Below are 13637 nucleotides of genomic sequence, written 5' to 3' on the forward strand. Positions count from 1 at the left end.
AACCATTAGAATTATGATGATTGAGGTATTAAAGTCGAAACTGCATTGTGTCCGTGTAACGGAAGCCAATTTGAATTACATGGGTAGTATTACGATTGACGAGGACTTGATGGATGCCGCCAACATGATTGCCGGCGAGAAAGTGCACATTGTGGATAATAATAACGGCGAGAGGTTTGAAACTTATATTATTAAGGGTGAGCGCGGTTCGGGATGTATTTGTCTGAATGGGGCTGCTGCCCGGAAAGTACAGGTGGGTGACATTGTGATTATCATGTCATACGCCATGATGGATTTTGAGGAAGCTAAATCGTTCAAGCCGACGGTGGTTTTCCCCGATTCGGCGATGAACAAGATTGTATAACGATATTTTTGTTCGGTAATCCAAAAGCCCGGTAGACGTGAGTCTGATACGGGCTTTATTTTTTTATCCGCAATCATAGGGCAATAAACTTTCATTTATTATCCGGTAGTATGATTGCGGATAATCTGTTTATATGGATTTCTCCTTGATAAGTCCTGTCCGGTAGGCCATCAGCAATTTCTTTAAATCGTTGATCTGTGTCACCAGTTCCCGTCCTTTGTCAGTGTCCTTTACCATCATGCGTTGGGTGCTCATTTCTACTATCTGAGTGCTCGATTTGATATCCTGCCCTTCTTCAATGGCTTTTTGCATTGAGGTGAACGGTTCGTGCTGTACCAGTTGGAATCCGCGCGAATGGTATACCAGTGTATATCCGGCAATTCCGGTTTCCGAATGATACGCTTTAGAGAATCCTCCGTCTATGACCATCATCTTGCCGTTTGCTTTTATCGGATTCTCACCTTGGATGGTTTTTACGGGTACATGCCCGTTGATGATATGGCGGTGTGTTCCTATCACGCCGAACTCGTCCAGCAGCATGTCACATACTTTTTCTTCATTGCGCAGGCTGTAATAGTGACCTTTCACTTCCTTGTGCAACTCTTTCTCTTTTAAGAAGTAACGTTCAAAAGTAGCCATTTTGTCTTTGTCGAAAGCAGGGGAGTCTTTGCCACACCACAAGTACCATACATAGTCTACAGCAAAGGGTCTGTCCTCGTTGTCTTCCTCAGCAAAGAAGGCGGTACGGATCAAATGCCCTACTTTTTCCAGCAAGGCTTTTCCCTTGTACGTTTTTCCGGCTATGGACACATCTTTCAGCGTACCGTCGGCATTCAAGGGAATGGAGGCGTGGAACAGCAGATTTGAGTTGCTCACCGTGTACATGCATCCGTAACGGAACAGGCAGCGGATATGTTTTTTCAATTTCTCACTGCTGACAAATGAACGATGGAGTTTGTTCATAATTTCCCGTTCTTCGTCTGTCAGCTTATAAGGATCGGCAGGATCTACCGTAGGAAGAAAACTGTCTTTCAGCTCATATTCTTTTCCATTGGGCATTGTGATGGTCTTACGCTCGAAGTCTATACGGTGTAGCAGCATACGGTCGTCCATCTCGAAATCGGGGCGGCGCCTGATAATCTCCGCTTCCAGCTTGAACTGGATAACACTGATTGCTTTGTGCATCTGGCCTATCATGCGCAGCGTCTTGGCATTGTACGTACAGTCTTCTTTCTCTACTTTCGGTCCGAACAGGGTGCAGGGATCATCAGCGTATGTTTCCATGGCAAAGGTGGCCAGGGGCAGAAGGTTGATGCCATATCCGTCCTCCAGAGCGGCAAGGTTGCCATAACGCATGGCCAGGCGTAGCACGTTTGCCATACAGCAGTCGTTGCCGGCTGCGGCTCCCATCCATAAAATGTCATGGTTTCCCCATTGTACGTCGAAATTATGATAATCGCATAATATGTCCATAATGCGGTGGGGGGCAGGGCCACGGTCGAATATATCACCCAGCACATGCAGTGTGTCTATGGTGAGCCGTTGGATGAGGTTGCATAGGGCAATGATAAAGTCATCGGCGCGGCGGGTAGAAATGATGGTGCTGATGATGACATTAATATACGCCTGTTTGTTGGGAACCATTGAGTTTTCGTGCAACAACTCCTGAATGATATACGAGAATTCTTTGGGAAGCGACTTCCGCACTTTGGAACGGGTATATTTGGAGGATACATTCTGGCATACACGTACCAGTTGGTTCAACGTGATGACATACCAGTCGTCCAAATCCGTTTCCACTGCTTTTACCAGATCCAGTTTTTGTTCCGGATAATAAATCAGCGTACATAGTTCTTTTTTTTCATTCTCGCGCAGGGTATTGCCGAATATTTCATTTACTTTTCTTTTGATGGCCCCGGAAGCATTCCGCAATACATGCTGGAATGCCTCGTACTCTCCGTGCAGGTCGGCAAGGAAATGTTCTGTACCTTTAGGCAGGTTCAGAATAGCTTCCAGGTTGATTATTTCCGTACTGGCATCGGCTATAGTGGGGAAACTATGCGACAGCAGTTGCAGGTATCGCATATCTTCCTGTATGGTTTCCGGTGTGATAGAATTATAAGCGTTCATAGCTGGAAATTATATAAAAAACATAAGTATTAATTGGGCTATAATGACCCGGCTGAACATGGACAGCGGATATACGGTGGCATAACTCACTGCCGGATTATCACCGGGTAACGTGTCATTGGCATAGTTCAATGCCATAGGGTTTGCCATGCTTCCACACAGCATGCCACAGGTGCTTCCGAAGTCGAGGTGGCTTATGCGGAGGGCCACTAATGCCATAATGACTACCGGAATAAAGGTGATGGCGAAGCCTACAGCTATCCAGATGGCTCCTTCGGGGCGCATCACTGTCTCGAAGAAATGTGCGCCTGCATCCAGTCCCAGGCAAGCCAGATAGAGGGATAACCCGATACCGCGCAGCATCAGGTTGGCACTCCGGGTGGTATAAGTGATGAGGTGGAAACGGGGGCCAAAGCATCCGATAAGAATTCCTACTACGATAGGTCCGCCTGCCAGGCCTAATTTAACGGGAGTGCTGATGCCGGGGATGGCGATAGGGATGGAGCCTAGTATCAATCCCAGTACAATACCTATAAAAATGGCGGCAAGATTAGGGTCCTTCAACGTTTTAACCGCATTGCCCAATACTTTTTCCACATTCTCTATGGCTTTGGCTTCTCCCACTACGGTCAGCCGGTCGCCCAGTTGGAGGATCAGCCCCGGTGTGGCAAGCAGTTGTACCCCGCTGCGCATCACACGGCTGATGTTGATGCCATAGCTGTTGCGCAGACGTAAAGAGCCTAGTTTTTTCCCGTTTATTTCGGGGCGGCTGATAACGATATGTTTGGAAATCAATTGGCTGTCTATGGCATTCCAGTCGATGTCTTCTTTATTCCAATCCTGGTTTTCCTGTTCGCCGAAAAGAATCGTGAGCGAGGGAGCGTCCTTTTCGGTGGTGATAACCAGCAGGCGATCATTCTCTTTCAGTATTTTTTCGGAAGTGGGGATGCTTACCGTACCTTCCCGCCATAAACGGGAGATAACAAATTTAGGATAGCTTAATAAAGCTACTTCTTTTATGCTTTTATTGAAAATGGCGGGATTGTGCACTTTGAAGGTGGCAATGAACGTTTGATTGGTGTCCTCGTGCTCGTGAATGTCGATATCTGAGGGACGGACAAATAATTTGCGTACCAGCAGCATGGCCAGAATAACACCTACCACTCCCAGCGGATAGGTTACGGCGCAACTTAACGCAGCGCCACTGGCGGGTTCCCCCATTTGTTTCAATGTCTGTTGGGCGGCCCCCAAAGCGGGAGTATTGGTGGTGGCTCCACAAAGGATGCCTACCATATCGCTCATCGGTATGCCTCCCAGTTTGCTGAAAAGCACCGTCATGACCGTACCTGCCAGAATAACGCCTATGCCCAGCATATTGAGCTGTACGCCGCCTTTACGGAATGAACTGAAAAAGCCGGGACCTACCTGCAAGCCCAGTTCGTATACAAAAAGCACAAGACCGAAACTCTCGGCGTAATTCAGCATATTCGGGTCGATTGAGAATCCCAGGTGTCCGGCCAGAATACCGGCAAAAAAGACGAAGGTAACTCCCAATGAAATGCCAAACAGGTGGATTTTACCTAAACCGAGCCCCACGGCAATGATAATCGAGAGGATTACAACCGCCTGTAAAGGCGTGTGTTCAAAAAATAAGCTATTTAACCATTCCATATTGCAAAGATAGTACATTTTTAAGTTCTGCAAGCGATAAATAGGTATTTATGGATGGAACATGACTCATCTCGTTCTATAAATGATCCTTTTCCTCCAGCCACGCATCAATCAGTTTTCTTGCCAGGCTCAGCTTTTTGGGTATCTCCGGCAAGTTGTCTTTGGTATAGAAAGCGCCGGCATTCAGTTCTTCTTGTTGTAGTTTGATGTTTCCGCTTTCATAATCGGCGGTGAAGCCTATCATGATTCCGCTGGGATAAGGCCACGGCTGGCTGCCGAAATATTTCAGGTTTTTGATATGGAGTCCTGTTTCTTCCAGTACCTCGCGGTGCACACATTCCTCCAAAGTTTCGCCCGGTTCAAGAAAACCGGCTACCAAACCGTTGAAGGTTCCCCGGAAGTTGCGGGCGTGGACCAGCAGTATGCTGTCTTCCCGGCGTATCAATACAATGATGGCAGGAGAGATGCGCGGATAAATTTCCTGACGACATTGGGGGCATTTTTTAGCAATAGGAGAAATCTGTACGGTAGGTACGCCGCACATGGGGCAATAGCGGCTGTTCTTGTCCCAATTCAGTATCTGGAAGGCTTTTCCACCCACATTGTACTCTTCCCAAGGCAATACGTCGTATGAACTCCGGAGATCCATCATCAGGTGGCGGTCATTTTCGCTGCCGGGCACCGGGGCATGTACGGAGAAAGTCTTGGCAGTGCGTCCCTCTATCTCTCCGATGGTGTGGATAGTGCTTCCCACCGGAACAGGCATGGGAGGCTCTGTTCCGAAAGGTATGGTGTACATTCCGTTCTTTTTCTCTATCAGCAGCTGATCCTTATAAAAAACGAACCAGCCGCAGGTTTCTATATCTTCTTCCATATTCTTTTTTACCTTGTTGCAATTATTGATTCAATCCTTTCATAGTGAGCTGGATGCGCTTGCGCTCTAGGTCTATGCTCATCACTTTCACCCGTACATGCTGATGGATGCTGACTACGGTGGTGGGGTCGCTCACAAATTTGTCGGCCAGTTGTGATACGTGCACCAGACCCTTCTCTTTGATTCCTATATCTACAAAGCAACCGAAGTTGGTAATATTGTTCACAATGCCGGGCAGTTCCATTCCTTCAGTCAAATCCTCTATGGTCTTTACATTCTTGTCAAATTCAAAAACTTGGATTTGTTGCCGTGGGTCGCGTCCCGGCTTGTCCAATTCCTGCATGATGTCTGTCAAGGTGGGAAGCCCCACTGTCGGGGTGACATACTTCTTGATATCAATCCGGCTGCGCAGTTCTTTGCTTTTTATCAGTTCGTCTACGGTGCAGTTCAGGTCTTTGGCTATCTGCTCCACTATGGGATAGCTTTCGGGATGCACGGCCGAGTTGTCCAGCGGATTCTTCGCTTGTGGGATACGCAGGAACCCTGCGCATTGCTCAAACGCTTTCGCTCCCATCCGGGGTACTTTCAATAATTCCTTGCGTGAACTGAAAGGCCCGTTCTCGGTGCGGTAATCCACAATGTTTTGAGCCAAGGCAGGACCTAGTCCCGATATATAAGTCAGCAGATGGCGGCTGGCGGTATTGAGGTTCACACCTACCAGGTTCACACAACTTTCCACTGTCTGGTCCAATGACTTCTTCAATAAAGTCTGGTCCACATCATGCTGGTATTGTCCCACTCCGATAGATTTGGCATCTATTTTCACCAGTTCGGCCAGCGGGTCCATCAACCGGCGGCCTATGGATACGGCTCCACGCACGGTCACGTCGTATTCAGGGAACTCGTCTCGGGCGGTTTTCGAGGCCGAGTAAATGGATGCTCCGTCCTCGCTTACTACAAATACTTGCAATTCACGGTCATAGCGTTGTGAAGTGATGAATTGTTCTGTCTCACGGCTGGCGGTGCCATTGCCTATGGCGATTGCCTCTATCTGATATTGTTCTACCAATTTCACGATGCTGCGGGCTGCCTGTGAGTATTCATTCTTAGGCGGATGCGAATAAATGGTTTCATTGTGCAGCAAAGAGCCTTGGGCGTCCAGACAGACTATTTTACATCCGGTACGGTAGCCGGGATCAACTCCCATGACCCGTTTCTGTCCCAAAGGAGGAGCCAGCAGAAGCTGTCTCAGGTTTCCGGCGAAGACGCGGATTGCCTCCTCGTCGGCTTTCTCCTTGCTCAAGGCTGAAAATTCGGTTTCGATGGAAGGCTTCAGAAGCCGCTTGTACGCATCACGCACTGCCTCGCCTACCTGGCGGCTGCATTCATTGTTGCCACGGACATACATTTGTTCCAGCCGTCCGGCGCACTCTTCGTCATCAGGACTTATACTTACTTTCAACAGGCCTTCCGACTCTCCCCGGCGGATAGCCAGCAGACGGTGGGAGGAACAGCGTTTCAAAGGTTCGCTGAAATCGAAATAATCGCGGTATTTGGCGGCTTCTTCCTCTTTGCCTTTCACCACTTTGGAGGTGATGACAGCTTGTCGGGAAAATTGGTTGCGCAGTTGGTTGCGGGCGCGCTCGTCTTCGCTCACTTGTTCGGCTATGATGTCGCGCGCGCCTTTCAGCGCATCCTCTTCGTCTTTCACATCTCCTTTCACAAAAGCGGGGAGACGGCTGTCCAGATGGTTTTCGCGTTGCAATAACAGTAAGGTGGCAAGCGGTTCCAGTCCTTTTTGCCGTGCCGCTTCGGCGCGGGTTTTACGTTTCGGCTTATAGGGCAGATATATGTCTTCCACTTCGGTGGCATCCCAACTCTGTTCAATGCGTTTGCGCAATTCTTCTGTCAGTTTGCCCTGTTCTTCTATGGTAGAAAGAATGGTTTCTTTTCGCTTGGCCAGTTCACACAACTTGTCATTTCTGTCTTTAATTTCGCCTATTTGTACTTCGTCCAGTCCTCCGGTTGCCTCTTTCCGGTATCGGCTTATGAAAGGGATGGTAGCTCCCCCGTCCAGTAGAGATAATGTATTGTCTACTTGATGTACGGAAACCTTCAGGGCTGCGGCAATCATTTTATTGAATAGTTCCATGTCTGTTGTTTTCTTTTGGGGGCAAAGGTATAAAAAAGGTATGGGTTTTTCCGTATAATTTGAGGTTGAAAACAGTGTATCTTATCCGTTCGCTCGGTATTCTCTTGATTTTAAAATGACTGCATCGATCCAGGAAGTCATGGAAACATTGTGTTTATTGGATGACAACTTATCATGGGAAAAGAAAATAACTTGGTCGAATTTATAGAAATGCTAAAAGAAAAGACCGGTTGTAAGATAACATTATGACCAACAGCAGAAAAGAGGTTTCTCAATGAGAAAATAGTCCATAATGGGTATAACTAATAATATTGTAAGAATTTGATGTACAATCGAATAAAAAGCGTAACTTTGTGGAAATGTCAAAGAAGATTATGACTAAAAATACAGATAAACAAGCAATTGATAACTTGGCAGATAATTTCAATGGTTATGCGGCACTGCTTCGTAAAATCAAGCAGCGGGTATTGGTTGCCCAACAACGAGCGATTTATGCCGCCAACGAAGAAATGCTCCGAATGTATTGGGATATTGGAGGTATGTTGCGGCAAAGTCAAGATGCAGATGGTTGGGGCAAGAAAACCTTGCAACGCTTGTCCGTGGACTTGAAGAACGATTATTCCGAAATAAAGGGTTTTTCTGTGCGCAACATGCAGTGTATGATACAGTTCTTCAACGAATACAATCAAGAACTTACGATGGTGAAAGGTGCTGATTCTTCAATTGCGCAATCAATGATTGCGCAATTAGGCGAATATAATTTTTCCTTTCCTATCAAACATCTAGGCTGGACGCATAACCTGATACTCTTACAACAAGTCAAGGATATTCGCGCACGGTATTGGTATATGGTGCAAAGTATTACATCGCATTGGAATACACGCTATCTGCAAGAAGCTATCAAACTTGATGACTATGGCAAGCATGGTGCGTTGGCAAACAATTTCACTGAAACCCTGCCTGTTCCCGAAGTAAACGATGTGAAATCAATGCTCAAAGACCCGTATATATTCGATATGCTGACCTTTACCGACCAATACAATGAGCGTGATGTAGAAATCGGTTTGGTGAAACATGTAGAGAAATTCCTTGTGGAAATGGGCGCAGGTTTTGCTTTCATGGGACGACAATACCATATTGAGGTGTCAGGAGATGATTACTATAATTGACATATTGATGTACAATACCTTCCTACACCGCTATTTGGTGATAGAGTTAATCAATAGTTTACTGGTGGTAAGCCGGAAATATGGTCGTAGCCTTTAAGGGTATATTCTAAGTGGTGGATATTTAACCCTTTTAGTTATTATTAACTCATCTACGGTGTCAATACGAGCGATTTATTCTTTTTTTTCGGTGCAATTCGTTTCCGATATTTCACTTCTATTTGGGCTCAATGTCTAAGCCAATACAAAGGTACAATATTTTATCCGATATTGTTTGTTACTTATTGTTTTTTGGAAATAATTTTATTGTAGATATTATTACCTCCACAAAGGCTCTTGTTCCCAATTACGAGGGAAGCCCAACAAGCGAGTTTTCACTGATGGATGGCTTATCAAGAGTTGCTTGAAATCGGTAATGAATGTATTTTCAAGAACAATGGAGTTGAGCCAATACACAACACAGCATAATTGTGGATAAAGAGTTTGTTCTCGGAATGAGAAATCAGCAATCCATGTATTTGGCATACGTTCTGGCATCTTTGTTTTTACTGGAAAGACATGGTTGGACAGTCGTGAATGATGAGCACAACAATTACGAAGCACCGCAAGACACTCTAACCAGCTTCTCAAAAATTTGTGATGATTCAAACCGAACTCTCTTGCGACAGCATGTTTTGCCGTGGCATTTGAAAAATTGGAATAGAGCTTAGAGAGTGTTCCCATTGAGATAGCCTCCAATGTTTTCCATACAGGAGGCAGCTCTGGTTCGTTGTATTTGCGGAAATGCTCAGTAATAAAATCATCGTGTGAGCGTTCCACCTCTTTACGGATAACAGCTAAATTGGTAGCAAAACGAGCCTCATTGGTGGCAAAGTTTTCGTCCATAAACCAAAATGCTCCAAATTCAAGAGCAAAGTGCTTGATTATTTTTGTGCGAACAGCAACTTCAATCGTTTGAATGGCAGTAAAGAGCAAAGCCCTAAGTTGCTTATCAAAGGAATACAGGTCGATAATATCTGCAAAACGACAACCTTCTCTAAATTGATGCGTAGTGTGGTCAGCTTCAAAATGTCGCCAATAACCAGCAAGACGAAAATAGCTTATGATGTCAAGGGCTTTAACAGCTCGCTCAACATCATCAATAAGCAAACCTCTTTCTTTGAGAATATCAATTTGTTGTTCCGTGGTTATGGCTCGATTTGTATACCTGACTCCCATAAATAAAAATGTCCCGCTGGGTACGCTAATCTTACGGGAAGCGAGCGGGATTTGTTGGTGCAAAGGTAATTAATTATTTCTAACCTACCAAACAATAGAGCAAATATCAAACAGATATTTTTATCTTACCGCTTCTTTTTCAAATGTTTTTCCGTAATTCTGTACTCGGATTTGGGTAACCATTTCCATGCATTTGAAAATAAAGAAGCGTTATGCTACTCTTGTAAGTGCGAAGCTTGAGAAACTAAACACAAAATCAACAAGAATAGGCATGGTAGTTCCCACGTTATAGCGTGGGCTGCTTTACCATATCTGTTGATTTAGGTTTTCTCAGGACCTGCACTTTAAAATGTGGTTATTGGCAGTGTCACACTTCTTTTTTAGGAGAAAGTGTTACGACAAAAAGAAAAAAGTCAATAGATCTAGCAGCTCAATCCGGGGCAGCTAACGAAGTTGTGTCTAGATATGGATCGGCCTCAAAAGAACATTTAGTATCCTATTCTGGTGTTGACTCACAGTACATAAATGGGATTAAAATTTGGAATAAATAAATCGGGTGTCTTTCTGCAAAGAAAAAGAGTCGTTCCGATGCGTTTCCAGGGCTCACAAGGCTCAAGGCTCACTTATGCGGTATTTTAAACCTTGGTAGATGTGTAAGTATTTGCTTTACAGTCTGTTTGGTGGGACAAAACGTGCGGGTTGAATATTATTCTTTGGTCTTTGGAAAGTTCAGGATTGTCTTGACTTTGTCTGTCGTTTTATAGAATTTGTGTTTGCTTTGACCAGGCTTGTTTTTTGCCGGGTTTTATTCATAATGGCCGGATCAATGGATATGGGCACATTCGGATTTTTCACGATGCCCGGAATGACCAAGTGATGATGTCAATAGAAGTTTCTTTTATTTATACATTTTTCTTTCCGGTAAATGTCGGATGCGTTCGTGTATGTCTGGGGCTCATTATATTATTCATTTTATTTTTTAGAATATAGTCTTGTCCCCTTCTTTTTATTGTAATTAATTAAAAATCAGTGCGTTATTAGGTTTCTTGAAGCTTGTTTTGGGCTTAAATACCGCCTAAGTGAGCCTTTGAGCCCTGAGCCTTGGAAAGCTTGGTGAAAAGACCTTGTAATTCCTTTCAAAAGACCTGTTCTTTGTATAAAAAGACCTTGACGTTTTTTTAAAAGAACCTTGTCTTTGACGCCAAACATCAGGACCTTTTTTTTAAATGTCTGGATCTTTTTCAAAAACAACAAGACCTTTTTTCAAAGGGAACGGGTACAAACGGACAGCCGGTCCGTCTCTTTTCCCAGATAGTGTAATAATTATGAAGAAACTGTTTATTTTACTTGTGTGCCTGTTGCCTGTGTTGGCACAAGCTCAAATGGAAACTTCTGTAGCCGGATTCATCCCTTTATCCGGTAGCGGAAGAATAGTATATAATTTCAATCCCGGATGGCGCTTTCATCGTGGAGACATAAAAGGCGCGGAAGCCGTACGTTTTGATGATACATCCTGGCAGGTAGTGTCTGTTCCGCATACTGTGGAACTGATGCCTGCCGAGGCAAGCGGTTGCCGTAACTATCAGGGTGTGGCATGGTACCGGAAACATTTTGTGATTCCTCAAGATATGAAAGGAAAAGAGGTGTCGCTTCATTTTGAGGGAGCTATGGGAAAACAGGTAATTTATTTAAATGGCAAGAGGGTACAAGAGCACTTGGGAGGATACCTTCCTTTCACTGTGCAACTGACGGAACAGGGGGTACAGCCCGGAGACAGTTGCTTGCTGGCGGTGATGACGGATAATAGTGATGATAAGAATTTTCCTCCGGGAAAACGTCAATATACCTTGGATTTCGCTTATCATGGAGGAATTTACCGGGATGTGTGGATGATAGGAAAATCAAGTGTAGCTATTACAGATGCCTTGGAGGCCGATAAGGTGGCCGGAGGCGGAGTTTTTGTGCATTTTGACAATATAAGCGGGAAAAAAGCGGAAGTGTATGTGGATACGGAAGTACATAACAGTGGAAAGCGGACGCGTACCGTAGCCGTGGAGACGGTTTTGGCGGATGCCGGCGATGTTCCCGTAAAACGGATTTCGCAACAGGTGAAACTGCAAGCAGGGGAATCGAAGACGGTGCGGCAACAGTTTGCAGTTCGCAATCCTAAGTTATGGTCTCCTGATTCGCCTTATTTGTATAGGATACAATCTCGTGTCAAAGCCGGACATGAAGTTTTGGATGGGGGAGTGACACGTGTGGGGATCCGCAAAGCGGAATTTAAAGGTAAGGATGGCTTTTGGTTGAATGGCAAGCCTTTTGGTCAATTGGTCGGCGCGAACCGTCATCAGGATTTTGCATACGTGGGTAATGCGCTGCCCAACAGCCAGCAGTGGAGGGATGCCAAACGCTTGCGTGATGCAGGATGTACCATTATCCGTGTAGCTCATTATCCGCAAGATCCGGCATTCATGGATGCTTGTGACGAAATGGGGCTGTTTGTTATTGTGGCTACTCCGGGATGGCAATATTGGAATAAAAATCCGGAGTTCGCAAAGCTGGTACATCGGAATACCCGTGAGATGATACGCCGGGACCGCAATCATCCCAGTGTGCTGATGTGGGAGCCTATTTTGAATGAAACGCCTTATCCGCGCGATTTCGCACTGGAGGCATTACGGATTACACGGGAGGAGTTTCCTTATCCCGGACGCCCTGTAGCGGCAGCCGATGTTCATTCGAAAGGAGTGGCGGAAAACTATGATGTGGTGTACGGATGGCCGGGAGATGATGAGAAGGCAGACCGTCCGGAACAATGTATTTTTACTCGTGAGTTTGGCGAGAATGTGGATGACTGGTATGCACATAATAATAATAACCGTGCCAGCCGTAGCTGGGGGGAACGCCCGTTGCTGGTGCAGGCGTTGTCATTATCAAAGAGTTATGATGAAATGTACCGCACTACAGGACAGTTTATCGGTGGGGCGCAATGGCATCCTTTTGATCATCAGCGGGGGTATCATCCCGATCCGTATTTCGGGGGCATTTATGATGCGTTCCGGCAGCCTAAATACGCTTATTATGCTTTTCGCAGCCAGTCTGCCGCGACATTGAAGCATCCTGTAGCGGAATGTGGCCCTATGGTGTTTATCGCCCATGAGATGTCTCCTTTCTCGGATGCCGATGTGGTGGTGTTCAGTAATTGTGATTCGGTTCGTCTCTCTGTCTATGACGATACTGAGAGCTGGACGCTTCCGGTAGTTCATGCGCAGGGACATATGCCTAATGCCCCGGTGATATTCAAGGATGTATGGGATTTCTGGGAAGCACGCGAGTATAGTTATAAGCAAAAAAACTGGCAGAAAGTAAATATGGTGGCAGAGGGAATTATAGACGGTAAAGTGGTTTGCACTTATAAGCGGATGCCGTCACGTCGCAGCACGAAGTTGCGTATGTATGTGGATACGGAAGGAAAACAATTGGTGGCAGACGGTTCGGATTTTATCGTAGTGGTGGCCGAAGTGACGGATGATAGCGGTAATGTGCGCCGTCTGGCCAAAGAAAATATCGTATTTACTGTAGAAGGTGAAGGACGAATTATAGGGGATGCCTCTATCAATGCCAATCCGCGCACGGTGGAGTTTGGCTCTGCTCCCGTCTTGATCCGTTCTACCCGCAAGCCCGGCAAAATAAAGGTGAAGGCCCATGTGCAGTTTGAAGGAACGAATGCGCCGGTTGCTACGGAAATAGAATTAGAAAGTATTCCGTCAGAACTGCCTTTCTGTTATACGGAGGAGGAGACGGATGCCCAATCAGCCGGAGCAGGACTAGCCGGAAGCCCTGTTAGAACAGAAAGAATGGCGGGGAAAGTTGTGCTGACAGAAGAGGAAAGGCAAAAAGTATTGATGGAGGTGGAGAGACAGCAAACTGAATTCGGTACGGAGAAGTAATATAGATAGAACGCGGATTTATCTCGTTCCAATCTAACCAATAATTGGTATTTAACTAATTTCAATTTAAGTACCAACGGATTTTTTTCTTATCTTTGACCTCGGTTTGAAG

The 13637-nt window shown here is 45.6% G+C and carries 7 protein-coding genes and 1 pseudogene; 3 read left to right on the forward strand and 5 right to left on the reverse strand.

The window, feature by feature from the left end; translation table 11 throughout:
• Positions 1–13: 13 nt before the first annotated feature.
• Positions 14–364: an aspartate 1-decarboxylase gene (gene panD, locus AB5062_RS02320; RefSeq protein ID WP_005843461.1), complete on the forward strand. Its 351-nt coding sequence runs from the start codon at positions 14–16 to the stop codon at positions 362–364.
• A gap of 129 nt (positions 365–493) precedes the next feature.
• On the opposite strand, the gene AB5062_RS02325 is transcribed toward panD, so the two are convergent.
• The 4 genes from AB5062_RS02325 to AB5062_RS02340 form a co-directional block, all read right to left on the reverse strand.
• Positions 494–2494: a fructose-bisphosphatase class III gene (locus tag AB5062_RS02325; protein ID WP_005847875.1), complete on the reverse strand. Its 2001-nt coding sequence runs from the start codon at positions 2492–2494 to the stop codon at positions 494–496.
• 9 nt (positions 2495–2503) lie between these two features.
• Positions 2504–4165, reverse strand: coding sequence for a putative transporter (locus AB5062_RS02330; protein ID WP_032938984.1), 1662 nt, complete (start codon positions 4163–4165; stop codon positions 2504–2506).
• Positions 4166–4241: 76 nt separating this feature from the next.
• Positions 4242–5039, reverse strand: coding sequence for an NAD(+) diphosphatase (gene nudC, locus AB5062_RS02335; RefSeq protein ID WP_005844701.1), 798 nt, complete (start codon positions 5037–5039; stop codon positions 4242–4244).
• A gap of 22 nt (positions 5040–5061) precedes the next feature.
• Positions 5062–7191, reverse strand: a complete 2130-nt coding sequence (locus tag AB5062_RS02340; protein ID WP_032953576.1) for a Tex family protein — start codon at positions 7189–7191, stop codon at positions 5062–5064.
• Between the two features lie 374 nt (positions 7192–7565).
• Here AB5062_RS02340 and AB5062_RS02345 point away from each other — a divergent pair.
• Positions 7566–8409: pseudogene (locus AB5062_RS02345) on the forward strand (PDDEXK nuclease domain-containing protein); the annotation flags it as partial.
• A 266-nt stretch (positions 8410–8675) separates the two neighbouring features.
• On the opposite strand, the gene AB5062_RS02350 reads toward AB5062_RS02345, so the two are convergent.
• The gene (locus tag AB5062_RS02350) at positions 8676–9638 is read right to left on the reverse strand and encodes an Abi family protein (protein WP_005844695.1); all 963 of its coding nucleotides are present in this window, start codon (positions 9636–9638) and stop codon (positions 8676–8678) included.
• Positions 9639–10900: 1262 nt separating this feature from the next.
• Between AB5062_RS02350 and AB5062_RS02355 the strand changes: the two genes are divergently transcribed.
• Complete coding sequence (locus AB5062_RS02355) at positions 10901–13525, forward strand: glycoside hydrolase family 2 protein (RefSeq protein ID WP_368326898.1); 2625 nt, start codon at positions 10901–10903, stop codon at positions 13523–13525.
• The last annotated feature ends 112 nt before the right edge of the window (positions 13526–13637 follow it).

The sequence above is a fragment of the Phocaeicola sp. RTP21359st1_B8_RTP21360_211022 genome, assembly GCF_040911965.1.
Classification (GTDB): Bacteria; Bacteroidota; Bacteroidia; order Bacteroidales; family Bacteroidaceae; genus Phocaeicola; species Phocaeicola vulgatus.

Excerpts from the sequence above, each read along its gene's own strand:
- panD (WP_005843461.1), top strand. The coding sequence starts at position 14 with ATGATGATTGAGGTATTAAAGTCGAAACTGCATTGTGTCCGTGTAACG.
- AB5062_RS02325 (WP_005847875.1), bottom strand. The coding sequence starts at position 2,494 with ATGAACGCTTATAATTCTATCACACCGGAAACCATACAGGAAGATATG.
- AB5062_RS02330 (WP_032938984.1), bottom strand. The coding sequence starts at position 4,165 with ATGGAATGGTTAAATAGCTTATTTTTTGAACACACGCCTTTACAGGCG.
- nudC (WP_005844701.1), bottom strand. The coding sequence starts at position 5,039 with ATGGAAGAAGATATAGAAACCTGCGGCTGGTTCGTTTTTTATAAGGAT.
- AB5062_RS02340 (WP_032953576.1), bottom strand. The coding sequence starts at position 7,191 with ATGGAACTATTCAATAAAATGATTGCCGCAGCCCTGAAGGTTTCCGTA.
- AB5062_RS02355 (WP_368326898.1), top strand. The coding sequence starts at position 10,901 with ATGAAGAAACTGTTTATTTTACTTGTGTGCCTGTTGCCTGTGTTGGCA.